Raw genomic sequence first — 24422 nt, 5'->3', positions numbered from 1 at the left:
GGCGGGTGCGGGCTACGCCAGCACGGCCTCGAGGGATTCGGCGACCGCCAGCAGCCGGCGGTCGCCGAAGGGGGCCCCCTCGAGGCAGAGACCGACGGGCAGGCCGGTCGAGGAGAAGCCCGCGGGCAGGCTGAGCATGGGCACTCCCGCCACGGAGCCGGGCCCGGCGTTGCGGATGATCGTCTCGAAGGTCGGCCGGCCCACCCCGTCCACGGTGATGACGTCGTCGTCGCCGATGCGCGGTGGAAGCACAGCCGATGTGGGGCCGAAGAACGCGTCCGCACCGGACGCCGCGAAGGCCTCCTCGTACTGCCGCCGCAGCTCCCACCGTCGACGGCGGGCACGGTCATAGGTCTCGAGTGACGGGTTGGCCGAGACGATCCCCTGGACCACCCGCCGGACATCGGGCGATGACAGTCGCGGGATGAGCGACATCAGGTCCGGGTGACGATCCGCACCCAGCGCGACCCGGGCGGGAAGCAGCCGCATGGCCTCGAAGAAGACGATGTCGAGGCCCGCTCCGGACGCCGTCGCCAGATCATCGGGCACCTCGACGTCGACGATCCGGACGCCGTTGCGGCGCAGTGTCTGCTCCGCAGCGTCAAGGACCTGAGCCACCTCGCGCTCCACGTCATGAAAGCGCGACGGAATCCGTCCGAGCACGAGCTCCTCGAGAGCCGGAACGGGCTCGTCGTCGCGGCTGCGGGTGATCACCCGGTCCACGGCCCGCACGTCCCGCACGGTCCGGGCATGGATCCCGATGGTGTCGCGCGTCGTCGACAGGTTGACCACACCGGCCCCGGGATAGCGACCGGTGGAGGGCCGGAAACCGGGGATCCCGCAGAACGACGAGGGCACCGTCACGGACCCGCCGGTATCGGTCCCCAGGGCGAAGGGCGTGCTGCCCAGGGCGACCGCCACGGCGCTTCCTCCGCTCGAGCCGCCGGCGACCCGGTCGGTGTCGAAGGGATTGCGCACCGGTCCGTAGGTGGCGTTGTTGCTCGTCCCTCCGAACGCCAGCTCGTGGAGATTGGTCTTGCCGGCGACCATGCCTCCGGCTTCGCGCAGCAGACCCACGACGTCCGCGTCGAGGATGGCGTGCTGGTCCGACAGGAGCGGGCTGCCCGCGGTCGTCGTGAATCCGGCGACGTCGATGTTGTCCTTGACCGCGAAGGGGACTCCGGCCAGCTCACCGGCGTCAGTCCCCCCTTCGGGCTGTGGGTCGTCGTCCTGCCCGACCGCGATCCACGCGTGATGGCTCCGCGCCTCGTCCCGAGCACGGGCAAGGGACTCCCGCCGGCGCGCCCCGCGCGCCCGCGGGCCCAGGGCGACCCAGTCCTGCAGGTCGAGTGACATGTGCTTCCTCTCCGTCAGAACCCGCGGCCGGGGTTGAGGATCCCGGACGGGTCGAGGGCCGCCTTGATCGCCGACTGGACGTCGAGCGAGACCGTGTCCAGCTGGTGGTGCAGGTGCTCTCGCTTGAGCTCGCCGATGCCGTGCTCGCCCGTGATCGTGCCGTCGAGCGATATCGCTGCGGCGCAGATGCGATCTGCGGCGTCGAGGCCCAGACGACGTGACTCCCCGGAGTGGTCGGGCAGGCGCAGCATCGGGTGCAGGTTGCCGTCCCCGGCGTGGCCGACCGTGGCGATCGGGATGCCGACCTCCCGACTGATCGTGTCCACGTGGGCCAGAAGCTCGCCGACCCTCGTCCGCGGGACGGCCACGTCCTCGATGACCGTCGGCCCCGCCTCCATGACCACCCAGCCGGCGAGGCGGCGCGCCTGCATGAAGAGGTGCGCCTCCGCCGGGTCGGTGGTCGACACGGCCACGGACGCGCCCGCGACCTCACAGGCCCCGACGAGCCTTTCGATCTCCGCCCCTGCCTCTGGTCCGTCCGTCTGTCCGATGACGAGCAGTGCGGCGTCGCGGTCCAAGTCCATCCGCTGGTGGTCCTCGACCGCGTTGATCGTGTGCCGGTCGAGGATCTCCAGGACGCTGGGCGTGACCTGGGAGGCGAAGATGCCCTCGAGCGCCTCACTCCCCTGGGCCAGGGTGTCGAAGGACGCCACGAATGTCGCGGTCGCCGCCGGCTGGGGACGGACCCGAAGGGTCGCCGAGGTGATCACCCCGAGGGCCCCTTCCGAGCCGATCATCAGCTGGGTCAGGTCGAGACCGGCGACGTTCTTCATCGTCTGTCCTCCGGCGCACAGCACACGTCCATCCGCGAGCACCACCTCGAGCCCCAGCACGGACTGACGGGTGACGCCGTACTTGACGCAGCGCATGCCGCCGGCGTTGGTGGCCAGGTTGCCGCCGATCGTCGACACCTCGAAGCTGCCCGGGTCCGGCGGATAGAAGAGCCCGAATTCACCGACCGCCCTCGTCACCTCAGCATTGACCACGCCCGCCTCGACGACCACCGTGTGGTTCCTCGGATCGACCCGGCGGATGGCACTCATCCGCTCCAGGGAGAGGACGATGCAGCCGTCGCGGGCGTTGGCACCACCCGACAGACCCGTCCCGGCGCCCCGCGGGATGACGACCGTGCCCGTCCTGGAGGCCCAGGCCAGGGTCCGGGAGACCTCCTCCGTCGTCGTCGGCCGCACGACCGCGATCGGCTGGCCGGCCGGGACGAGGCTGGCCATGTCCGACCGGTAGCCCCCGACGACATCGAGGTCGCAGACGACTGCTCCGCTGGGGAGCTCCGCGATGAGGTCGACCAGGCTCTCGCCACTCACCGACTCACCTCGTCTCGGCGACGAGGCCCGCCTGGGGTGCCGCCGGGGACGAGGCCGCGATCCCGGTACGCCTCGGCACGAGAAGCGAGGCGACTGCCGCGAAGCACGCCACTCCGGCGAACATGTAGAACGCCGGTGCCACGTTGGCTCCGGCGATGACCAGCCCGGTCAGCGTCGGGCCGACGATGCCGCCGATCCGGCCCACCGACGCCGTCCATGCCGTGCCGGCCGCACGGCAGGAGGCGGGGAAGGAGGCCGCGGCGAATCCATAGATCAGCACCTGCGCGCCGATCGTTCCCGCGCCGGCGATGAACGCCATGACGTACAGCACGGCGATCGGGGAGTCGGTGCTGAGGACGATGATCGCGACAGCAGCCGCGGTGAGGGTTCCGGCAGTGACGACCTGGGCACCCACGCGGTCAGAGGCCCGCGAGACCACGAGTGGCACCAGGATGGCGCCGGCATTGAGCGCCAGGAGGAAACCGAGGGCGGAGCTCGAACCGAACCCGGTCGACTCCATGATCTTCGGCAACCACGTGTTGAGGCCGTAGGTGAGCATCAGGCCGCAGGCACTGAGGACACCCATGAGGACCGTTGTCCGCCAGAGGTTCTTCGTGAAGAGTCCGCGGGGGCCGGAGCGCTCCTCGGCGCGAGGAGGCTCGGGACGCTCGATCCCCGCGGCATCGGCGACGGCGTGGGCCTCGATCGTGCGACCACGGGCCAGGAGGAACGAGGGTGACTCCGGCAGGTGACGGATCATGACGGGCACGAAGAAGATCAGGGGAATCGTGCCGATGGCGTACATCATGCGCAGCCCGAAGGCGTCGATGACCCAGAGCCCCAGCAACGAGGCGAGCACGCCTCCGGCCGGGTATCCGGCCCAGACGATGGCGCTGTGCGTGTGCGCCTTGCCCTTCGGGGAGAACTCGACGGCCATCGCGGCAGCGAGCGGGATGAGCGCCCCGACGCCGAACCCGACCATGAATCGGGCCATGCCGAAGAGCGTGGCGTCCGGGGAGAGCGCACAGACTCCGGACCAGGCCGAGTACCAGGCCGTGGCGCCGATCATCAGCCAGCGGCGACCGACGATGTCGGCGACGCCGCCGACGAGGATCGACCCGGCCAGCATGCCGATGAGCGCGTAGCTCCCGACGACTCCTGCGTACTCGGTCGAGAGGTTCCAGCTCGGGTCCGCCAGCATGGCCGGCAGGGTGACGCCGTAGGCCACCATGTCGTACCCCTCGAAGACGATGGACAGGGCGCACAGGACGAGCACCAGTCGAGATGATGCTCCGGCAGTCGGGGTCAGACGAGGCATGGGCGGGGCTCCTCATGGCAGAGATCCTGGGACGCTCGTCGACCTGTGCCACCCGGACCGAGAGCGCAGGCACGGACAGCCGACGAAGGTCGAGCACTGCCCTGTGCCGTGACGCAGCACACGCTAGGAGCGGGTCCGTGATAGGTCCAATGAATCTTTTCCATACATACATGCACTGTGTTTATATACAGGGTGCTTCCTGACCTCAATCTCGTGCGGACCTTCCTCCACCTGTACGAGACCCGGAGCGTGACGCAGACGGCCGAGCGGCTGACCGTCACCCAGCCCTCCGTGAGCCACGCGCTCAGTCGGCTCCGACGAGACCTCAACGACCAGCTCTTCAACCGTTCGACCGGGGGCCTGCGAGCCACCCAGCGCGCCGATGACCTGTACCCGCTCATGCGTCAGGCCCTCGACGTCATCGATGCCTCCGTGGACGAGCTGGCGACCTTCTCCCCGGAGACCTCCCAGCGAACCTTCACGCTCCTGGCCACCGACCTGGGCGAGATCAGCCTGCTCCCTGCGCTCCTGGCGCGCGTCACCCAGCAGGCGCCGCACGTCACCCTGCACGTGGGACCGCTCGACATCCGGGATGCACCGGATGCCCTGCGTCAGGGCCAGGCCGATGCCGTCATCTGCACCCCTCGGATCACCGCCCCCGACATCGACCGGGATGTCCTCTTCGACGACTCGTACTGCGGCATCAGCGCCCTGGACCACCCTCGGGTCCGCGGAAACCCCACCCTCCAGCAGTTCCAGGCAGAGCGACACATCGCCGTGGTCGAGTCCATCGGCCACGGCGACGCGGATCACGCCCTGGAGCGTCTGGGACTCTCCCGCGACATCGGCCTGCGGATCTCGCACTTCGCCGCGCTACCGCAGCTGGTCGAGCGGACGGGTCACCTGGCGATCATCACCCGCACGGTGTCGAACCACTTCTGCGCAGCGGCCCGGATCACCCCCTTCGCCCTGCCCTTCGAGGTGCCGCCGGTGCAGATCGCGGCCTACACGTACCGACGACGACTACCCGACCCGGGAGTGCAGTGGTTGCGTCAGACGATCCGCGAAGCCCTCACCGACTGGACGAGCTGAGATCCTCGCCGTCGCCTCGTGACGACCCGCGGCAGCAGCGGGGCCACGTCTACGATGACCCGCATGGACGTGCCGAGCAGGAGCGCGCTGCGGGTCGCCCGCGCCGCAGCGTGGACGTGCGCGGCCTTCGGTCTCTCCGTCGGGGCGCACGTCATCGGTGGCGGGCAGCCACCTTCGCCGGGTGGCGGTGCCCTCATCGCGATGACGCTACTGTGCTTCGGCCTCCTGCTCACCGGGCGCCGTCTCGGCGCGTTCTCCCTCATCGCGACCCTCGGCACCAGCCAGCTCCTCCTGCACGTCGGCCTGACCCTGACCGAGCAGTCGGCCGCGTGCACACCGGCCCCCGGTCCGAGCGGTACCCACGCCGGTCACGACCTCGCGCTCACCTGCGACGCGGCGGTCTCCGGTGCGGCGACCGCGATCACGCACGCCGGCCACTCCGCACTGACGATGACGATCGCCCACCTGCTGGCGGCCGTCGCCCTCGGGCTCGTCCTGGCGAAGGGCGAGGACGCGGTCTGGCGCATCGCGGGTCTCCTCCTGCCGCACCTGCCGAGGGCGGGGGCGCTCCCTTCGCTCGCCCGTCGCGTGCTCGCCCCCACCCACGGGGGCGAGGCCGTCACCGAGGTCCCCCTCCTCGGCGGAGTCGGACGGCGCGGCCCACCGGCCCGGCCCGCCCCCGTGGTCACCTGACCCGCTCCCTTCGTCGTGGAGCGGGTCGGTCGGCCGATCCTGCACACCACGTCACGAAGGACCATCCATGCATCGCACCACCCACCTGACCCTGCGCTCCACCGCTGCCCTGGCCATCGCCGCTGCAGCCGTCGCGCTCGGGGTCCAGCCCGCCTCCGCCCACGTGACCGTCCGCGCGGACGCCACGGAGTCCGGCGGGTACGCGGCCCTGACCTTCAGGGTCCCCAACGAGTCCGACTCCGCCTCCACCGACAAGCTCGTCGTCACCCTCCCCCAGGACGCGCCGCTCGCGAACGTCTCCGTGCGTCCCGTCCCCGGGTGGACGGCCAAGGTCACCACGGCGAAGCTGCCCGAGCCGGTCAAGAGCAACGACCTGACCCTGACCAAGGCTCCTCGCACCATCACCTGGACCGCGAAGGACGAGGCGGCGGCGATCGACCCCGGTGAGTACGAGGAGTTCTCGATCAGCGGCGGCCCGCTGCCCGAGCCCGGGACCCTCGTGCTGCCCGCCGAGCAGACCTACACCGACGGTGAGGTCGTCGACTGGGCCGATGAGGCGAAGGGTGACGAGGAGCCGGAGCACCCGGCCCCCACCATCGAGGTGACCGCGGCCGAGGACGAGGCCACCGGCGACGAGGAGGAGGCCACTGCCGCAACCGAGCCGGCCTCCGAGGACTCCTCCGACACGCCCGCCCGCGTCCTGGGTGGCCTGGCCCTGGTCGTGGCCGTTGCGGGTGCCGGCATCGCCGTCGTCACCGGGCGACGCCGCTCCTGACCCTCGACCGGACGACGGGGGCGTGGCCAGCGGCCACGCCCCCGTCGTCGGTCACTAACCTGACCCCATGACCCACCGGACCGTCGACAGTTGGCTCACCGACATGGACGGCGTGCTCGTGCGCGAGCAGCACGCCATCCCGGGGGCCGCGGACTTCATCGCGGAGCTGGAGCGCCTCGATCGACCCCACCTGGTGCTGACGAACAACTCGATCTACTCACGTCGCGACCTGCGGGCACGGCTGCGCTCGTCGGGGATCGAGCTGCCGGAGGAGCGGATCTGGACCTCTGCGCTGGCGACCGCGCAGTTCCTCGCGGAGCAGAGCGAGGGCGAAGGGGGCCGTGGCACCGTCTTCGTCATCGGCGAGTTCGGCCTGACCAGCGCCCTGCACGAGGTGGGGTTCGTCCTCGACGAGACCGACCCCGACTTCGTCGTGCTCGGCGAGACGCGCACCTACTCCTTCACCTCGATCACCACCGCGATCCGGCTGGTGACCAAGGGGGCCCGCTTCATCGCGACCAATCCCGACGTCACCGGCCCCTCACCCGACGGCCCGGTGCCCGCGACGGGGTCCGTGGCCGCGCTCATCACCGCCGCGACGGGGGTGGAGCCGTACTACGTCGGCAAACCCAACCCGCTGATGATGCGCTCGGCCCTCAACGCCATCGAGGCGCACTCCGAGTCCACGGTGATGATCGGCGACCGGATGGACACCGACATCATCGCCGGGATCGAGGCCGGCCTGCGCTCGGCGCTCGTGCTCACCGGCTCGACGCACCGCGACCAGATCAGGCGCCACCCCTTCCGCCCCACCTGGGTGCTCGACTCGATCGCCGACGTCGTGCCGATGGTCGAGGAGCTGGGCTGATCTGCGCGTGGGACGACGAACGTCCGCCCCCTCGGTGAGGGAGCGGACGTCCGGTCGATCTGGTGGAGCTGAGGGGATTCGAACCCCTGACCTTCTCATTGCGAACGAGACGCGCTACCAACTGCGCCACAGCCCCAAGAACGACGGCAACGATAACACCGGCCCGGCCTGCGTTTGAAATCCGGGCGACTAGAGTCGGTCCCACCATCGGGCCGGAGGACGTGGATGAGCGAGAAGCGCCGCATCAGGGATCTGCGACTGACCTTTCCCCGCAGGCTCCCCCGGCTGCCCGAGCGCGCGGACGAGCCGCCGATCATCATCCGGACGGCGCCCGAGTCCGCGCAGTCCCCGGCCACCGTCCCCCCGGCCTTCCGTGCGGCCTCCGAGTGGGTGTGGCGGTCACTGATCATCGGCGTCGGCATCATCGCGCTGCTCAAGCTCGTCTCGGTGCTGTCCGAGGTCGTCTTCCCGGTGATCATCGCCCTGCTCCTGGCGGCCCTGCTCGACCCGCTCTTCCGCCGGCTGCGGATCGTCCTGCCCAAGGCCCTCGCCGCCGGGGTCACGGTGCTGGGCACGCTGGCCGCGATCGTCGCGCTCTTCAGCTTCGTCGGCAACCAGTTCGCCACCCAGCTCAACGACATCATCGACCAGGTGACCCAGGGCCTGTCCCAGACGCAGGACTGGGTCGAGTCGACCTTCGACCTGAGCAAGGGCCAGGTCACCGGCTGGCTGGCCGAGCAGTGGGCGACGGTCGCCCAGGACGATCGCATGTCCGCGCTGGCGACGCAGGCCGGCCTGACCATCGGGCAGGTGCTCACCGGCTTCTTCCTCGTGATGTTCTCGCTCTTCTTCTTCCTCTACGACGGAGCCGGCATCTGGGCCTGGGTCGTGCGCCTCTTCCCCCGCAGCGCCCGCTCCAAGGTCCTCTCCTCCGGCGCGATCGCGTGGAACCAGCTCAAGGCCTTCACCCGCGCGACGATCCTCGTCGCCGCGGTCGACGCGCTGGGGATCAGCCTGGGTGCCTTCGCCCTCGGCGTGCCCTTCGCGTCCGGCATCGCCCTCGTCGTCTTCCTCGGCTCCTTCGTCCCGATCGTCGGGGCCGTGCTGTCCGGGTTCATCGCCGTGGCCCTCGCCTTCGTCGCCAAGGGCCCGATCACGGCGCTGCTCATGCTGCTCGTCGTCATCGCGGTCCAGCAGCTGGAGTCGAACGTGCTCCAGCCCTTCCTCCTGGGCCGGGCGGTGCGCGTCCACCCGCTGGCGGTGATCCTCGGCATCGCCACGGGCATCATCGTCGGCGGCGTCATCGGCGCCCTGACCGCGGTCCCCCTCGTCGCCGTCCTCAACGCCGTGGGCCACAACCTCCTGGAGCCCACACCGGAGGACGTGGAGCACCCGGACGAGCTGGTGACCCAGGACGAGCAGGAGGAGATCCGCGAGGACATCGCCACGGCGCAGGAGCGCAACGACATCGAGCCGGGCGACTCCCCGTATCCCGTCTGACGCCGACCCTGCTGTGGGTCGATGTGGGTGGGAGCGCTCGGACGCTCAGCGATACATCGACTCAGAGGAGGGGGGAGGGAGGATCAGCCCCAGCCGGCGATGGCCGGGAGCTCCTCGTCCTCGACGTCGATGACCTGCGGGACGGCGGGGCCGGGCTGCGTGGCCGGGGTGGCCGACATCGGTGGCGGGTCGGCCCGCTCGGCCTTGGCCTTCATCGTGTACATCGGGCGGGGAACGGGGGTCGGCTGCCAGGTGCCGGGCTCGGGCTCGGCGACCGGGGTCCCAGCACTCTCCTCGACGACCGGCTCCGCGGCCGGGGTGGGCACATCGGCGACATCGAAGGGGGCGGCCGTGGCCGACGCGCGGGTCACCCGGGTCGGAGCGGCCTGCTCGGCCCGGGGAGCGGCTCGCGGCGCGCTGCGCTGCGGCGCGGCAGCGCGACGGGTCTCGGCACGGGGGCGGGACGCGGCCTCGTGCTCGGCCCGCACGGCCTGACGCAACCACCCGAAGGCGCCCACCGTCCCCGCGAGCCACGCGACCGACACCCCCCAGGGCAGCGGCCCGAGGGCCGTGACGAGCAGGACGACCGGCAGGAGGAGGACCATGGACACCAGGGTCAGGCCACGCACCTTGCGCGAGACGCCGGCGACCGGCTCGAGGATGCGGCCGCGCTGCGGTGCCTGGGCGTGCTTGACGGTGACCTCGGGACGCGCCGCCCGGGTCGGGGCGACGGCGTACGAGCGAGGCGTCGGCTCGGCGACGTCACGGCGCATCCGGTGGTCGTCGAGCACCCGCATGGCAGCGGAGAAGCGGTCAACGGACCGGACGGTGGCGAGGTGATCACGACGCTTGATCCAGTACTGGAGCAGGTACGCAGCCCAGATCGCCACGACAAGGACGAAGATCAGGCTGCTCGGCTGCACGGACACCACGCTAGGCAGTTTGTCTCGCGCCGTGCCGCAGGCTCATCGGTGTGTCGCGCACGTGACTGCTGTTATGGGTGTGACAAGCGTGCTGTGAGACCCCCGGGACCGATTTCCTCGGTCACGACGGCGAACGAGCGGTGGTCACGCCACCGACCACCGATGTGGAGGTAGGCGCGCCGGACCCCCTCGTCACGCAGCCCGAGCTTGCGCACCACAGCCAGACTCGGCTCGTTCTCCGGGATGATCTCGATCTGGATCCGGTGCAGCGCACGGCCCTTCGGGTCCATCAGGTGGTCGGCGAGCCCGGCCACGGCGGTCGGTGCGATCCACCGCCCGGCGACCTCCTCACCGACCCAGTACCCGATCGACGCCGAGCGCAGCGCGCCCTCGACGATGTTGTTCGCCGAGACCAGCCCGACGAGGGCCTCGTCGACGACGATGGCCAGGCTCAGTCCCCGGCCCGCGCGCGCCTCTGCGGCAAGGGCTCTCGCATAGGCACCGAAGTTCCGGCGGATGTCCCGCCGTGGCACCCCGCCCGGAGGCACCGACGGGTCCCACCGGCCCAACCACGCGGCGTTGCGGGCCCGCAGGTCGAGGAACTCGCGGCGGTCCCCCCTTCGCAACGGACGCAGGGTGATCGGCAGCCCCTGCGGCGTGGTCGCGGAGAGGACCACGGGTCGAGCAGGGGTCATCCCGCCAGCTCGGTGCGCCCGTTCAGCCGGGTGCCGTCGGTGATGGTGGCCGGCGCGTCGGCGACGACCTCGACGGCTCCGACCGCGGCCACGTCGGCCCCGAAGGTCACGTCGCCCTCGACGGAGAAGGAGGTGCACTCACGCAGCGAGGGCACCCCCTGCGGGAAGCGCTCGTCGAAGTCGGCGACGAAGGCGTAGTGGCTGTCGAGGCCGATGCGGGGCTCGGCGTGCTCGATCTGGGAGACGACCCGGCTCTGCTCGTCGAGCTCGAAGACGTCGCTGCGCAGGAGCAACAGCTCCTTCGTCGTCTTCACCGGGCGGAAGCGGGTGCGGGGCACGCGCAGCGCCACGCTCCCCTCGAAGGCCTCGACCGCGGTGCCCATCGCCGACTCGATCTGGATGATCTTCGGCGAGTCCGGGCGCGTGGGGTCGACGTTCTTGCGGTTGACGATGATCGGCAGGCCGAGGACCCCGTCGCGCGCGCGCATCAGCGCGTCGAGCTCGTCGAGGCCCACCCAGAGGTTGTTGGTGTTGAACCACTGGTGGCGGGTGGTGTCCTGGAAGAGATCCTGCTCGCCGTCGACGACCATCGCCGACTCCCGCAGGATGAGTCGGCCGTCCTCCTTGCGCACCGCGACGTGGCCACCCTTGCGGTCGTTGAGGGTGCGCTCGGCGACCTCCGCGGCGAAGGGGATGCCTTCTGCGAGGAGCCAGGCGGCGATGTCCGGGTCGCAGGTGGCCCCGAGGTTGTCCGCATTGGAGAGGAAGACGTAGCGGATGCCGGCCTCGCGCATCCGGTCGATGAGCCCGGAGGCGGCGAGGGAGACGTAGACGTCGCCGTGACCGGGCGGGCACCACTCCAGGGCGGGGTCCGCCGGCCAGGAGACCGGGGCGAGCGTCTCGGCATCGACCTTGGGCTCCATGCTCTGCAGGAAGTCCAGCGGCAGGTCCTGCTTCGCCAGCTGCGGGTAGCGCTCGAGGATGGCCAGGGAGGGCTCCCGGGTGCGCGGGGTGTTCATCAGGACCAGCGGCGGTCGGGCGCCGAAGCGCTCCTCGAGCCCGATGAGCTGCCGGGCAATGATGTCGAGGAAGGTCTGCCCGTCGCGCGCGACGAGCGCGGACTTCGGCCCGGACATGCCCATGCTCGTGCCGAGCCCACCGTTGAGCTTGATCACCGCGACCCGGGCGAGGGCGGCACGGCGCTCGGCGTCGCTGACCTCGATCGCGGCGAGCTCGGGCACCTCGACGAGCGGCTCGATCGCCTCCTCGGGGATCGTCCCCTGCGCACCGTCGGCGAGCTGCTGCCAGTAGTCCTCGAAGACCCTGATCGCGAGCGGGTCCTCGCCGCGCTCGGTCATCCGGCGTACCGCCTCGTCGCGCCCTTCGACTCCCATGCGAGTCACCCTACGATGCCGTCATGGATACCGGCGCGGGGTCGAAGGGCGATGTCCGCCACCGTCTGCGGGCGCGGCGGCGCGAGATCGCCGCCTCCCGCGACCTCGTCGCGGACGCCGAGGCCATCGCCGAGGTGGTGAGGGCCTCTCCCTTCGCCGCAGGGACGACGCTCTCCTACGAGTCCCTGCCCCACGAGCCGCCGACGGGCGCGCTCAACGCGGCGCTGCAGGCTGCCGGACACCGGGTCCTCGTGCCGATCACCCTGCCGGACCTGCACCTGGACTGGTGCGACCTCGCCGACCCCGGGCGCACCCCTCTGGGCACCGAGGCTCCTCGACGCGCTGGTCTGGCGATCGTCCCGGCGCTGTCGGTGGACTCCGCCGGCACCCGTCTGGGGCAGGGCGGGGGCTGCTACGACCGGGTGCTGCCGATGCTCCCCGCGCACTGCCGGGTGCTCGTGCTGCTCCACCCGGGTGAGCACACGGACGAGGTCCTGCCGCGCGAACCGCACGACATCCCCGTCGCCACCGTGCTCACCGCCCTCGGCACCACCCCCGCTGTCGCATCTGCCTAGGCAGATGCGACGCCCGGCCACCCCCCACCGCATTTGCCTAGGCAGATGCGAGGGGGGAGGTCAGGGGGCGTCGGCGGGGGTGAGGGTCAGGGTGTCCTCGGTGGCCGCGAGCACCGCCTCGCGACTGCTCGGCCACGCGTAGGTCTCCCCCTCGCGCCAGGCCCGGATCTGGTCGTCGTAGTGGGAGCTGAAGGGGTGGCCGGAGTTGCCGGTCTGGTTGACCCACCGCGAGGCATCGAGGTCGCCGAGGTCGACGATCATCCGCATCGACGGGGCAGCGGTGACCTCGTACCCCTGCGAGGCGTCCCACGCCATGGCGTTGACCGTCGAGGAGCCGCCACCGACGGGGTGCGGTCCGGAGTTGACGAGCGAGCACACGGGGCCGGGGATGCCCTCGCCGCCGAGGACCGCGTGCCGGAAGGTCACCGAGTGCATCCGACCCCACCCCCAGTCGCCCGGGTCCTTGCCCATGGTGCGCGTCAGGTCGAGCCGGGCCTCGACCATCGCCTGCCGCAGCACCTCGTCCCGCCCCTCGATGACGCCGGGTGTCGCCCGGTTGTCCCACCACGCGCTCCGGGGCTTCTCGAGCAGGCCCTCGACGGCGGCCCAGTGCTGGGAGCTGCCGCTGGCCTGCAGGTCCCCGGGCAGGTCGTCGTTGAAGGTGATCTCCACGATGTGGCGCCACACGGCGTTGAAGTATGCGGCCGCCGCCGAGCTCTCCCCGTCACCGGCCACCTGGTTCTCGTCCCACGTGCGCAGCAGGTCCTGCCCGTCCCCGGTGAAGCGGTCGACGTCGACCTCCAGCAGGCTCGGGATGAGCGCGGGTGCCAGTCCGTTGTGGGTGTCGAGCTGGATCCGCGCCATCTTCGCGGGACTGACCTTCTCCTCGCTCGTGAGGAGGTCGTCGATGCGTTGCGATCGGTAGCCGTAGTCCCACTCCGTGGTGAGGAAGGGGGTCCGGCTCGCCGTCACCTGCTGGTTGGCCGTGACGATGTGCCCGTCCTTGGGGTTGAGCACGCTCGGCAGGTCGGCGAAGGGGACGGACCCGGTCCAGTCGTAGTCGGAGTCCCAGCCGGGGGCGGGCAGCCAGCCCGGCGGGTTGTCGTCGACGCCCTTGCGGACCGGGATCTTCCCCGGCGCCTGGTACCCGATGTTGCCCTGGGTGTCCGCGTAGACGAGGTTCTGGCTCGGAACGGTGAAGTCCTTTGCGGCGGCACGGAACTCGTCGAAGTTCGTCGCCGAGTTCAGGGCGAAGATCGCGTCGGCGGTCGTGCTCGGGGTGAGAGCTGTCCACGCGAGGGAGACGGCGTAGTCATCGGTCTGGCGGTCCTCGACCTCGACCTCGCGGCCTGCGGCGGCGACGTCCGGGACCACGTCGGAGAGGATCGGGCCGTGGCCGGTGGAGCGGACGGTGATCTCCTCGTTCTCGCCGCCCGCGACCTTGATCGTCTCGGTGCGCTCCTCGAGCGGCTCGAGCGACCCGTCGCGCAGGTAGCTGTCCCCGGAGATCTGCTCGAGGTAGAAGTCGGTGACGTCCGGCGCCAGGTTGGTGAAGCCCCAGGCGATGTCCTGGTTGTGGCCGATGACGATCCCGGGGATCCCGGCGAAGGTGTAGCCGGAGACGTCGACGGGGCAGGCGTCGGAGACCTCCCGGCAGTGCAGCCCCATCTGGTACCAGATGCCCGGCATGCTCACGCCGAGGTGCGGGTCGTTCGCGAGCAGGGGCTTGCCGGTGGTCGAGCGCTCGCCGCTGACGACCCACGAGTTCGAGCCGAGGCCCTCTCCCTCGCCGAGCATCGCCGGGATCGCGTCGATCGCGCTCGCGGTGTTGGTCAGGGCCGTGCGCGCGGCCCGGGGGGTGACGTCCCCACCGTCCGCGGCGGGCGACGAGGACGGCCCCTCCCGGGTCGTCCCGGGCCCCCACTCCGAGCCGGAGAGGATCGGCGAGTGCTCACCCGTGGGGTAGGGCGGGTAGAGGTCGTCGATCATCGTCTGGCTGACCTGGCCGTCGAGCGCGGCACGGGTCAGCTCGCCGTCGTAGTTGCCGCGCAGGTCCCAGGCCATCGCCTTGAGCCAAGCGAGGGAGTCCACGGTGGTCCAGTCCTCGACGCGGTACTCCGGCAGCGTCATGGACAAGATCGTGTACTCGACACCCATCGAGGCATTGGACCCCTGCTCGTCCAACCAGGCGTTGACCCCGGCGGTGTAGGCCTCGAGTGCTCGCCGGGTCCGCGGGGAGAGCATCGGCAGCTCGGCCTCGGCGACCCTGCGCCAGCCCATGGTCCGGATGACCTTGTCGGTCTCGACTCCGGGCTCACCCACGAGCTCGGCCAGGCGTCCGGCCGTGATGTGCCGGCGGGTGTCCATCTCGAAGAAGCGGTCCTGGGCCTGCACGTATCCCTGCCCGCGCATGAGGTCACCCATGGTGTCGGCGTAGACGTGCGGCACCCCCTGCGCGTCGCGGAGGACCTCGACCGTCGACTGGAGATCGGGCACCTCGATCTCGCCCGTGGTCTGCGGAAGGGGGCGACGCCCCTGGCTGATCACGGCGACGGACAGCACGACCGCGAGCACGACGAGGATCCCCAGCGCCGCGAGCAGGGTGCGACGGAGCCTTCGAACGACGGTCACCGTGCGAGCGTAGGCCAGAAGCAGCCTATGATCGTGGACGAGATGCCTACCTATGCCTACGCCTGCACGCAGTGCGGCCACCAGTTCGATGTCGTGCAGTCCTTCAGCGATGACTCGTTGACGACCTGCCCCGAGTGCTCCGGCGCGCTGCGCAAGCAGTACAACGCAGTCGGCGTCGTCTTCAAGGGCGGGGGGTTCTACCGCAACGACTCACGCGCGAGCACCGGCGCGTCCGCGGGCACGAGCGAGTCCTCGTCGGGCTCGGCCGACTCGAGCAGCTCCACGGGGTCCGCGTCCTCCGGCTCGTCGTCCGAGGGCTCCTCCACAAGCTCGGCGGCCTCGAGCACCTCCTCCACCTCCAGCTGAGACCTCCTCGCGCCACGCCGACGCGCTCCTAGCCTCGCCGGCATGGCCACCTCGCGTCTCGCCCAGCACCTGCCCTCACTCTTCGGGCCCTCCCGACGCGCGGCCTGGCGCCTGTCCCTGGTGCGCCGCGGCCTGTCCGCCTGTGCCCTCCTGCTCGCCCTGCACCTGACCCTCGGCGCCACCCGGCCGGCGGTGGTCGAGCGGCCACCGCCACCCCGGGACGAGGGCGCCGCACTCGCCCTTCCTCTCGCGGCACCCGCGGGGCACCTCTCCCCCGGGGACGAGGTCGGCATCTACCTGCCCGGCCGCGCCGAGCCGCTCGTGCGTCGGGCCCAGGTCCTCGGCGTGTCGAGCGAGACCGGTGACACGCCCGTGGTCCGCCTCACACTGGACGAGGAGCAGGTCGGAGAGATCCTGCGGGAAATGGCGCCGGAGCGCGGGCTGGGCAACGGTTTCGTCGTCGTCCGGGGTGGGTGACCGAGCGACCCCACGCTGCACCCGCCTGCAGTCCTACCCGCCATGCGCCACACTCATGCACTGAGACGACCCCAACCAGGGGGTCGCCCACCCCTGTCATCACTGAGGAAGGAGTCCCATGAAGGGCTTCAAGGAGTTCCTGCTCCAGGGCAACCTGGTCGAGATCGCCACCGGTCTGATCATCGCCACCGCGTTCGCCAGCGTGGTCACCGCGTTCACCAGCTTCCTGCTGGAGGTCGTCGGTCGACTCACGGGCGGCGCCGACTTCAACTTCGACGAGATGGAGATCTTCGGTTTCCAGACCGTCGGCCCCTTCCTGACCGCCGTCGTCGCGTTCATCATCATGGCGGCCGCGGTCTACTTCGGCGTGATCAAGCCGTACACGGCCTTCCGCGCGCGGTACATGACCGAGCAGGAGGTGGAGATCGAGGAGTCCGTCATGCTGCTCCGCGAGATCCGCGACTCCCTCAAGGAGGGGCGCGCGAGCGCCTGACTCCCCACGCGAAGGGGACCGCTCACCCAAGGGTGGCCGGTCCCCTTCGTGCTGCGCGCCGGCGCCGCCCGCCTAGCGCACGACGGAGCTGAGCAGGAGACTCGTCTCGCTGTTGACGATGCCGGGGATGCCACGCATCCGGCGCAGGAGCTCGTCGAAGTCGCCGAGATCGGCGCAGGCGGTCTCGGCGACGAGGTCCCAGCCCCCGTTCGTCGTGTGGAGGGCCTGGATCTCGGGGAACCCGCGCAGCTGACCGATGACACGGTCGGTCGTGCGCCCCTCGACCTCGATGAAGGAGACCGCCCGGATCTCGGCCGCCTCGGCCGGGTCCCGCACCCGCACGGTGAAGCCCACGATGATGCCGTGGGCGGTGAGCTTGCCGATGCGGGCGGTGACGGTGGCCCGCGAGACCCCGAGCTGCTCGGCGAGAGCGGCGATCGGCGCGCGGCCGTCCTTGCGCAGGGCTGAGATCAGGCGCTTGTCGAGGTCTGTCGGACGATACATGCCCACAATGCTAAGTCGAGCCGAACAGATCGCGCATCCGATGCCCACAATTCGCACATTCCTCGTCTTACATTCTCACATCGTCAATCCTAGCCTTGACGAAGGACGGACACCCCGACCGCGACGAAGGAGACGACGATGACGCAGTTCCTCGATGTGCACCACATGAGCCGCTGGATCCAGCAGGACGGCGCGGAGAACATCCTGCGCCGCATGACCGAGTACGTCGAGGCCGACTTCCGGCGGTGGGAGTCCTTCGACAAGATCCCGCGCGTGGCCAGCCACACCCCCTTCGGCGTCATCGAGCTCATGCCGACCTCCGACGACGCGACCTACTCCTTCAAGTACGTCAACGGCCACCCCCTCAACCCGAGCCGCGGGTTCCAGACCGTCACCGCCTTCGGCCTGCTCTCGGACGTCGACAACGGCTACCCGGTCTTCCTCTCGGAGATGACGCTGCTCACCGCGCTGCGCACCGCGGCCACGTCGGCCCTGACCGCCCGGGTGCTCGCGCGTCCCGACTCGCGCTGCATGGCGCTCATCGGTACCGGCTCGCAGGCGGAGTTCCAGGCGCTGGCCTTCCGCGCCGCCCTGGGGATCGAGGACCTGCGCGTCTTCGACGTCGATCCGGACGCCATGGCCAAGCTGCGACGCAACCTCGAGCCCCTCGGCTTCCGGATCACCACGACCGGCTCCACCGCCGAGGCCGTCGAGGGCGCCGACATCATCACCACCTGCACCGCGGACAAGGCGCAGAACACCATCCTCACCTCCGACCTCGTGCGCCCGGGGGTGCACATCAACGCGATCGGCGGCGACTGCCCCGGCAAGACCGAGCTCGACGCGCAGATCCTCACCCGCGGCCGGGTCTTCGTCGAGTTCCCGCCGCAGACCCGGATCGAGGGCGAGATCCAGCAGATGGACCCCGACTTCCCGGTCGTCGAGTTCTGGCAGGTCCTCACCGGCGCGGCCCAGGGCCGTCGCTCCCCGGAGGAGATCACGATCTTCGACTCGGTCGGCTTCGCGATCGCGGACTTCTCCGCGCTGCGGTGCGCCCGCGACGCGACCCGGGGCACCGACCTGCAGTCGACGATCGACCTCGTCGCCGACCCGCAGGACCCCAAGGACCTCTTCTCGCTCGTGAACTCCCTCAAGCCCGTGGGATGAGCACCGCCCTCGAGCTGCCTGCCGTGGACGGGGTGGCCGGCGTCCAGGCTCCGTCCCGGGTGGTCCTCGTGCGACCGCACCACTTCACGCCCAACCCGATGACGGCGGCGGACAACGCCTTCCAGAGCGTTCTCGGCGCGGGCCCGGGCACCATCGCCGACCGGGCCCGCGCCGAGGTCACCCGCCTGGCCGTCGCCCTCGACGACGCCGGGGTGGGCGTCGCCCTCTTCGACGACCGCACGTCACACACACCGGACAGCGTCTTCCCCAACAACTGGTTCTCCACCCACCCGGACGGCACGGTGGCGCTCTACCCGATGTATGCGAGGAACCGGCGGGCCGAACGCCGGGTGGACGTCATCGACCTGCTCAAGCGCGACTTCCGCGTCCGTCGGGTCGTCGACTACTCCAGCGCCGAGTACGACGAGCGCTTCCTCGAGGGGACCGGGGCGATGGTCCTCGACCACGGGGCGCGGCTCGCCTATGCCTGCCGGTCCAACCGGCTCTCCCCCGAGCTGCTGGCCGACTTCTGCGACGACCACGGCTACGAGCCGGTCCTCTTCGACGCCGTCGACGACACCGGGTTGCCGATCTACCACACCAACGTGCTGCTGTCGGTGGGCACGGACGTGGCCCTCATCGGCGCCGACCTGATCCGCGACCGGGCCCAACGAGAGATGGTCGTCACTCGGCTGCGCGACTCGGGCAAGGCGGTGGTCGAGCTGACGGCCGAGCAGGTCGGCCGGTTCGCCGGGAACTGCATCGAGCTGACGGCGAGCCGGCCCGATGGCTGCGACCGGGTGCTGGCGATGTCGACCACCGCGGCGGACTCCCTTCGCGCAGACCAGCTCTCGGTCATCGAGCGCTCGTGCCGTGTGCTCAGCACACCCATCCCGACCATCGAGGGAGCGGGTGGGTCGGTGCGCTGCATGATCGCCGGCAACCACCTGCTGCCCAGGGGCTGCTGAGCCTCACTCCCAGTGCGGGGGACGCTGCTCGCGCAGCCAGCGGTCGTGCTCGTCCTCGTCGGGACGCTCACCCCAGCCGCGGTCGGTGTCGTCACGCGTCTGCTCCGGCGTGCGCCGACGCGCGGGCGGCTCCGGCGCGGGAGTGGGCTCCTCGTCGGGTTCCTGCTCGCTCATGCCTCGTCCTCCTCGATCGCCGTGCGCACGGCCCGGGTCACCTGCGCCTCCTGGCGGGCCGGGTCGGCGAAGATGTCGACCGCCCACAGGCGCAGGTGGTGCCAGCCGAGGCTGTCCAGCCGCTCGACGAGGATGCGGTCACGCTGCCGCGTCGAGGCCAGCCCGGCGTAGCCGGGCCCGTCCACGTCGACGGCGACGAGCATCCGCGACGGGTCGCGCGGGTCGGCCACGGCGATGTCGATGCGGTGCTCACCGGCCCCCACGCCCGTGTGGACGACGAGACCAGCCGCGCGCAGCCGCTCGACGAAGCCGGCGAGCAGCGGGCTGAGCTCGCTCTCTCGCTGCTTCGGGGCGGGATTGCCCGCGGCGAGACCCTCGAGGAGGGTGCGCAGCGCGCGGTGGCCGGGCAGGTTGGCGCTGGTGCCCTGAAGCTCCTTCGGGGTGAAGGTCGTGACCCAGGTGGCGGTGCGCCGGGCCCGGGTCGCCGCCAGGAGGACGAGCTGCCCCCCGGCCGGCCCGCTGAGGCCCCCGAGGCGGTGGACGACCGTGCCCTGGGGAGTGCGACCGAAGCCGACCGAGACGATGACCCGGTCGCGCTGCTCACGCTGCCAGCGTTCGGCGGGCTTGATGACGAGCTGCTCCGGGAGCTGGCGCGCGATCGCGGCCAGCGCGGGATCGCCCTCGAGCAGCTCGGCGACGGCCTCGGTCAGCCGCTCGGCGTGCCGCTGCCCGAAGGTGACGATCCCCAGGGACCGACGCGGGTGGCTGCGCAGGTGCTCACCGACCAGGTCGAGGACCGCGGCGAGCTCGTCCGGGGTGCTCTCGACGAGGCCGGTGCGCTCGTCGAGGACGCCCAGACCCTCGACGTGGACGAGGCGCACGCTCTCGCGGGCCACCGGCGCCGGGGGGTGGACGACCTCGCCCGCGGCGGAGCCGGCGAAGAGCGAGGTCACGCTCGGGCTGGGGAAGGCGCTGTCGCGCAGGGCCTCCGTCGGCAGGACCTGCGCGGCCCGGTCCGCCAGGGACTCCTTCGGCGCCGTGGGCGCGGACACCCCGGCGTCTGCGGTCCACGTGTGGGGCGGCAGCTGGCTGCGGTCACCGATGACGAGCAGCTGGGTGCCCCGGGCGATCCCCGAGAAGGTGCGCGCGAGGGTGGATCTCGAGGCGTCATCGACGATCACGAGGTCGAAGCGCTCCCGCAGCGGGAGGACCTGCCCGACGACGAAGGGGGACATGGCCCAGGCGGGCGCGGCGGCGCGCAGCAGGCCTCCCCAGCGGGTGACGGCTTCGCTCCACGGCGGTCGGGCCAGCCACCCCTCGTCGGCGGCGACCACCTCGCGGGCCACGGAGCGCATCCGTCGGCCCACGCCCCGAAAGTGCTCACGCTGGCGCGTGGCGATGCGGGCGGCGTTGGCGCCCAGGCTCGCCCGGTCGGCCTCGACGAAGGTGCGCAGGGCCGCGTCGAGGTGGTCACCGGTGACCGCGCCGTAGCGCTCGTCGCGGCTGGCCTCGGCGAGGACGGAGGTCCACCACACGAAGCGGACCTCGTCGCCGACCGCGCCCGGCTCGACGCGGCGGTCGGCGAGGTCGTCGAGGAGGTCGCCGAGCCCGCGCGAACGCAGGTCGTCGAGGTCGTCGATGACGTCGGGGACCGAGCGGGCACCCGAGACGTCCTTCGCGAGCCTGTCCAGCCGACCGGTGAGCTCGTCCCACGGGAGGCCGAGGAGACCGTCCCCGCCGGGGGCATCGGGCAGGACGGCCGCGATGTGCGTCAGGTCGGCGTAGACGCGCTCGTAGGCGGTGTGGGCCCGGTCGATGTCCGTGGGGATGCGCGGGCGACCGCCGCCACCGGTCAGGCGCGACCAGCTGCGACGTTGGCGGTGGGCCAGCTCGAGCGCACCGTGCAGGTCGGCCGGCGGGCGGCCGGGCCGCAGCAGTCGGTTGGCCTGGGAGCGCAGCCGACGCCGCTCGAAGATCCCGAGCGGCTCGCCGTCGGCGGGCGTCCCGCTCGGGCTGGTCGCGGCGAGGAGGTGGTCGAGCGGGGTGTCGAAGACCTCCGGGCGGAAGACCTCGAGCGTGTCGCGGATCTCCTCGATGCCGGCGAGGAAGCGCCCGTGGTCCGCGGGGCAGGCGGCGCGGGGCTCGGCGATGTCGGCGAAGACCTCGCGGATGGTCGTCGTGAGGCGGGCGAGGCTCCCTTCGCTCCCGCGGAGCCGCTCGAGGGCGGCCAGGACGTCGTCGACGTCGTGCTGGTTGCGCAGCCGGGCGCCGGCCCAGGGCTGGTCGCTCCGGCTCGGCCGCCAGGCGCGGCGACGGGCGACTCCGGTGACCTGCGCGACCAGGGCGTCCCGCCCTTCGGTGTCGAGGCCCGCGATGACGGAGCCGGTGAGGCGTACCCGCGAGCGCGGCGCCGGCCGGCGGTTGCCCAGGCCGACGATCGCGTCGTGCGCGTCCGCGATGGACACCCCCCACGGGTCGCGCCGGGTGTGCATGGCCTCGGTGTGGCCCTCGAGGAGGCGGGCGGCCTCGGCGGCCCGTCGTCCGGGAGCAGCGAAGGAGCGCTCGTCCTCCGGGGGCCTCGCGGGCCAGCGGTCGATGACCTGCTTGGGGTCGACCTCTGCGGCCGGGTCGACGACGTGGAGCATGAGGTCGGACAGCCCCGTGCGCTCGAGCTCCTCGCGCACGCCCTCGATGGCAGCCCGCTTCTCCGTCAGGAGCAGGACGCTGCGGCCCCGGCCCGTCGTCGCGGCGATGGTGGCTGCCACGAGGCACGCGGCCCCGGTGCCGGGCGGCGCGTCGACGAAGAGGCTCTCCCCCGCGGCGACCCGGTCCAGCACGGCCTGCTGGTCGGCGGTGACGTCGATGACGGCAGCGTCGGCGGTGCTCGCGACCTCCTCGCGTGGCTCGACCGGCTTGCCGGTGAGGAGGGCTCGCAGGGCGACGGTCTCGGTGAGCTGCTGGGGTGCGGCCAGCGCCGCGAGGTCCTCGAGGGCCTCGGCCTTGCCGTAAGGGACGGAGGCGACGACGATCCGTGGCGTGATGTGCAGCCCCGGCAGGTCGGAGCACTCGGCACTGATCGCCTCGTAGACCGGGGTGGGGTTGAAGCCGGGGCCGTCGCTGCGGCCGAGATCGACGAGGGCCTGTCCGTCGAGGTCGCGGTGCAGGGCGCGCCGGAGGTAGGTCAGGAGTGCGGGGTTGACCTCAACCCGGTCGGCGAGGTCGAGGGCGAAGTCCGGGCCCGGGCGCAGCCGACGCAGGGTGGCTCGGCGCAGCAGGATCGGCGCGATGGGCCGCTCGTCCTCCCCCGGGACGTCCCAGGAGGCGGCCCCCATCGCGAGGAAGCAGGTGTTGACCCCGTGCTCCTCCTCGATCCGGTCGACGTGCGCGGCGAGCTTGCCGGCGTGCCGCTGGGCGCGCAGCAGCGCACCGGGCTCGCGCACGAGGTCGGAGAGACGGGCGTCCCTCCCGGAGAGCAGCATCGCTGCGCCACTGGGGTGAGCGGTGGTGAGGTCGACGATGTTGGGGTCGCGGGCGGGCCAGATGAGCGTGTTGGGCCCCCCGAGCTCCATGAGCTCCCGGGTCAGTGCGGTCACTGCGGCCGGGACCGATGCGGGGGTCGTCGGCGGCGTGGTCACGGGGGCCACGCTAACAACGACGGGCCCGTCCGAGCGGGACCAGTGCGCCGATGACCACGGCGGTGCCGCCCGCGGCCACCGCGAGGGCCGGATAGCCCCACATCTCGACGACCACACCGGCCAGGGCACCCCCGCCCCCGCCCGCCAGACCCATCGCCACGTCCCCCACGCCCTGGGCCGCCGGGCGCTGGGCCAGCGGGATCGCGGCGGTGAGCAGGGTCGATCCGGCGATGAGCGTGCACGACCACCCCACGCCGAGGAGGACGAGGGCCACGGTCAGGGGGATCGACGCCCCGGCGGCGGTCGAGGCGGCAAGGAGGGTGGCCGTCAGCAGGATCACCGACCCGGCCGTGATGACCACCAGCCCGCCCCACCGGTCGACGGCCCAGCCGGTCACCGGGGAGAAGGCGTACATCCCGACGATGTGCAGTGAGATGACGAACCCGATGACGTCGAGGTCGGCCTGCCCGTGCCGCATGTGCAGCGGCGTCATGACCATGACGGAGACCATCACCGCGTGACCCAGGGCCATCGCGAGGACGCCCGTCAGGGCCTGCCGGTGGCCGAGGATCGCGGCCAGTCCCGTCGTCGGGGCCCCCTCCACGTGTGTCGGCTCGGGGCCGCTGGAGGCCACGGCCCTCGCCGTGAGGAGCGGGTCCGGGCGAAGGGCGATCGTCAGGACGGTGGCTGCGAGGACGAAGCCGACGAGGGAGAAGGTGTAGGGGCCGACGAGTGCCGGCACCCCGAGGGCGCGGGCCACCGCCGCGCCGGGGCCGGTGAGGTTGGGCCCGACCACGGCGCCGATGGTCGTCGCCCAGACGACGATCGACAGGTGCCGGCCCCGGGTGCGGGGCTCGGCGAGGTCGATCGCGGCGAAGCGCGCCTGGGAGTTCGATGCCGTCGCCCCGCCGAAGAGCAGGGAGCCCAGGAGGAACAGCGCGAAGTTCCCGGCCACCGCGGCGAGCAGGACGAGGAAGGCCCCGACGACGGCGATGAGGTACCCGAGGACCAGCCCGGGACGCCTCCCCTTCGCCGCCATGACCCGGGCGAGGACCATCGCGGCGAAGGCGCCGCCGATGACCTGGCTCGTGCCACCGAGCCCCGCCCAGGTCTCGCTGCCGGAGATGTCGGCCGCGAGCAGCGACCCGACGGCCAGCCCCGAGCTGACCCCGACCCCGCCGATGACCTGCGACCCTGCGAGCGTCGCCACGGTCCGGCGCTGCGTCATCGCGGTGGTGGTCACCGAAGGGAGTATGACGCGTACCCTGTGCGATGGCGCTTCCGCGTCGGGCCCCCGTAGCTCAGGGGAAGAGCACTTCTCTCCTAAAGAAGGTGTCGCAGGTTCGAATCCTGCCGGGGGCACCCACTTCTCCCTTCGTCCGTGCGGACCGACGACCACGGCACCGCGGCGCCGCCGCGGCACCCGTCACGAGGTA

Annotated in this window: 22 protein-coding genes and 2 tRNA genes; 12 read left to right on the top strand and 12 right to left on the bottom strand. The window is 71.6% G+C overall.

The window, feature by feature from the left end:
• Positions 1 to 12: 12 nt before the first annotated feature.
• Genes ACR9E9_RS05160 through ACR9E9_RS05150 form a run of 3 tightly spaced genes read right to left on the bottom strand, consistent with a single transcriptional unit; the run spans position 13 to position 4056 of the window.
• The gene (locus ACR9E9_RS05160; RefSeq protein WP_435202353.1) at positions 13 to 1356 is read right to left on the bottom strand and encodes an amidase family protein; all 1344 of its coding nucleotides are present in this window, start codon (positions 1354 to 1356) and stop codon (positions 13 to 15) included.
• Between the two features lie 14 nt (positions 1357 to 1370).
• Positions 1371 to 2738, bottom strand: a complete 1368-nt coding sequence (locus ACR9E9_RS05155) for an FAD-binding oxidoreductase (protein ID WP_435202352.1) — start codon at positions 2736 to 2738, stop codon at positions 1371 to 1373.
• 4 nt (positions 2739 to 2742) lie between these two features.
• A complete protein-coding gene (locus tag ACR9E9_RS05150; protein WP_435202350.1) occupies positions 2743 to 4056 on the bottom strand; it encodes an MFS transporter in 1314 nt (437 codons plus the stop codon).
• 192 nt (positions 4057 to 4248) lie between these two features.
• On the opposite strand from ACR9E9_RS05150, the gene ACR9E9_RS05145 reads away from it, so the two are divergent.
• The 4 genes from ACR9E9_RS05145 (at position 4249) to ACR9E9_RS05130 (ending at position 7484) form a co-directional block, all read left to right on the top strand.
• Positions 4249 to 5148 (top strand): LysR family transcriptional regulator, encoded by a 900-nt coding sequence (locus tag ACR9E9_RS05145; protein WP_435202348.1) that lies wholly within the window; start codon positions 4249 to 4251, stop codon positions 5146 to 5148.
• A 63-nt stretch (positions 5149 to 5211) separates the two neighbouring features.
• A complete protein-coding gene (locus ACR9E9_RS05140) occupies positions 5212 to 5841 on the top strand; it encodes a hypothetical protein (RefSeq protein ID WP_435202346.1) in 630 nt (209 codons plus the stop codon).
• Positions 5842 to 5908: 67 nt separating this feature from the next.
• Entirely contained in the window at positions 5909 to 6616 is a 708-nt protein-coding gene (locus tag ACR9E9_RS05135) for a YcnI family copper-binding membrane protein (protein ID WP_435202344.1), read from the top strand.
• Between the two features lie 67 nt (positions 6617 to 6683).
• Entirely contained in the window at positions 6684 to 7484 is an 801-nt protein-coding gene (locus tag ACR9E9_RS05130; RefSeq protein ID WP_435202342.1) for an HAD-IIA family hydrolase, read from the top strand.
• Between the two features lie 60 nt (positions 7485 to 7544).
• Here the strand turns inward: ACR9E9_RS05130 and ACR9E9_RS05125 are convergent.
• Positions 7545 to 7620, bottom strand: a tRNA-Ala gene (locus ACR9E9_RS05125).
• 89 nt (positions 7621 to 7709) lie between these two features.
• Between ACR9E9_RS05125 and ACR9E9_RS05120 the strand changes: the two genes are divergently transcribed.
• On the top strand, positions 7710 to 8984 hold the full coding sequence (locus tag ACR9E9_RS05120; RefSeq protein ID WP_435202340.1) for an AI-2E family transporter: 1275 nt from the start codon (positions 7710 to 7712) through the stop codon (positions 8982 to 8984).
• 83 nt (positions 8985 to 9067) lie between these two features.
• Here ACR9E9_RS05120 and ACR9E9_RS05115 read toward each other — a convergent pair whose 3' ends face one another.
• The 3 genes from ACR9E9_RS05115 to ACR9E9_RS05105 all read right to left on the bottom strand — a co-directional run bounded on the left by ACR9E9_RS05115 (position 9068) and on the right by ACR9E9_RS05105 (position 11996).
• Positions 9068 to 9907, bottom strand: coding sequence for a hypothetical protein (locus ACR9E9_RS05115; RefSeq protein WP_435202338.1), 840 nt, complete (start codon positions 9905 to 9907; stop codon positions 9068 to 9070).
• Positions 9908 to 9978: 71 nt separating this feature from the next.
• On the bottom strand, positions 9979 to 10602 hold the full coding sequence (locus tag ACR9E9_RS05110) for a GNAT family N-acetyltransferase (RefSeq protein ID WP_435202336.1): 624 nt from the start codon (positions 10600 to 10602) through the stop codon (positions 9979 to 9981).
• Entirely contained in the window at positions 10599 to 11996 is a 1398-nt protein-coding gene (locus ACR9E9_RS05105) for a UTP--glucose-1-phosphate uridylyltransferase (RefSeq protein ID WP_435202334.1), read from the bottom strand. Before ACR9E9_RS05105 ends, ACR9E9_RS05110 begins: the two co-directional genes overlap by 4 nt.
• 23 nt (positions 11997 to 12019) lie before the next feature.
• Between ACR9E9_RS05105 and ACR9E9_RS05100 the strand changes: the two genes are divergently transcribed.
• Entirely contained in the window at positions 12020 to 12571 is a 552-nt protein-coding gene (locus tag ACR9E9_RS05100) for a 5-formyltetrahydrofolate cyclo-ligase (protein ID WP_435202332.1), read from the top strand.
• A gap of 60 nt (positions 12572 to 12631) precedes the next feature.
• On the opposite strand, the gene ACR9E9_RS05095 is transcribed toward ACR9E9_RS05100, so the two are convergent.
• Complete coding sequence (locus tag ACR9E9_RS05095) at positions 12632 to 15202, bottom strand: penicillin acylase family protein (RefSeq protein ID WP_435202330.1); 2571 nt, start codon at positions 15200 to 15202, stop codon at positions 12632 to 12634.
• 42 nt (positions 15203 to 15244) lie between these two features.
• Here ACR9E9_RS05095 and ACR9E9_RS05090 point away from each other — a divergent pair, with 42 nt between their 5' ends.
• The 3 genes from ACR9E9_RS05090 to ACR9E9_RS05080 all read left to right on the top strand — a co-directional run bounded on the left by ACR9E9_RS05090 (position 15245) and on the right by ACR9E9_RS05080 (position 16538).
• On the top strand, positions 15245 to 15568 hold the full coding sequence (locus ACR9E9_RS05090; protein WP_435203582.1) for an FmdB family zinc ribbon protein: 324 nt from the start codon (positions 15245 to 15247) through the stop codon (positions 15566 to 15568).
• Between the two features lie 42 nt (positions 15569 to 15610).
• Positions 15611 to 16045 (top strand): hypothetical protein, encoded by a 435-nt coding sequence (locus ACR9E9_RS05085; RefSeq protein ID WP_435202328.1) that lies wholly within the window; start codon positions 15611 to 15613, stop codon positions 16043 to 16045.
• A 118-nt stretch (positions 16046 to 16163) separates the two neighbouring features.
• Complete coding sequence (locus tag ACR9E9_RS05080) at positions 16164 to 16538, top strand: MscL family protein (protein ID WP_435202326.1); 375 nt, start codon at positions 16164 to 16166, stop codon at positions 16536 to 16538.
• Between the two features lie 72 nt (positions 16539 to 16610).
• Here ACR9E9_RS05080 and ACR9E9_RS05075 read toward each other — a convergent pair whose 3' ends face one another.
• On the bottom strand, positions 16611 to 17042 hold the full coding sequence (locus ACR9E9_RS05075) for an Lrp/AsnC family transcriptional regulator (RefSeq protein WP_435202324.1): 432 nt from the start codon (positions 17040 to 17042) through the stop codon (positions 16611 to 16613).
• A gap of 138 nt (positions 17043 to 17180) precedes the next feature.
• On the opposite strand from ACR9E9_RS05075, the gene ACR9E9_RS05070 reads away from it, so the two are divergent.
• Together ACR9E9_RS05070 and ctlX are read left to right on the top strand one after the other, a co-directional pair.
• Positions 17181 to 18209, top strand: coding sequence for an ornithine cyclodeaminase (locus ACR9E9_RS05070; protein ID WP_435202322.1), 1029 nt, complete (start codon positions 17181 to 17183; stop codon positions 18207 to 18209).
• Positions 18206 to 19177, top strand: a complete 972-nt coding sequence (gene ctlX, locus ACR9E9_RS05065; protein ID WP_435202320.1) for a citrulline utilization hydrolase CtlX — start codon at positions 18206 to 18208, stop codon at positions 19175 to 19177. The genes ACR9E9_RS05070 and ctlX overlap by 4 nt, the downstream gene beginning before the upstream one ends.
• A 3-nt stretch (positions 19178 to 19180) precedes the next feature.
• Here ctlX and ACR9E9_RS05060 read toward each other — a convergent pair whose 3' ends face one another.
• The 3 genes from ACR9E9_RS05060 to ACR9E9_RS05050 are packed head-to-tail and all read right to left on the bottom strand — an operon-like array spanning position 19181 to position 24229.
• A complete protein-coding gene (locus ACR9E9_RS05060; protein WP_435202318.1) occupies positions 19181 to 19351 on the bottom strand; it encodes a hypothetical protein in 171 nt (56 codons plus the stop codon).
• A complete protein-coding gene (locus ACR9E9_RS05055) occupies positions 19348 to 22986 on the bottom strand; it encodes a DUF4011 domain-containing protein (protein WP_435202316.1) in 3639 nt (1212 codons plus the stop codon). The genes ACR9E9_RS05060 and ACR9E9_RS05055 overlap by 4 nt, the downstream gene beginning before the upstream one ends.
• Before the next feature lie 10 nt (positions 22987 to 22996).
• A complete protein-coding gene (locus tag ACR9E9_RS05050) occupies positions 22997 to 24229 on the bottom strand; it encodes an MFS transporter (RefSeq protein ID WP_435202314.1) in 1233 nt (410 codons plus the stop codon).
• Between the two features lie 47 nt (positions 24230 to 24276).
• On the opposite strand from ACR9E9_RS05050, the gene ACR9E9_RS05045 reads away from it, so the two are divergent.
• Positions 24277 to 24348, top strand: a tRNA-Arg gene (locus ACR9E9_RS05045).
• Positions 24349 to 24422: the final 74 nt, after the last annotated feature.

The sequence above is a fragment of the Janibacter sp. GS2 genome (assembly GCF_051200835.1).
Taxonomy (GTDB): domain Bacteria; phylum Actinomycetota; class Actinomycetes; order Actinomycetales; family Dermatophilaceae; genus Janibacter.
The sequence above is the reverse complement of the archived record's forward strand: the minus strand, read 5'-3'. Positions and strand labels throughout refer to the sequence as shown.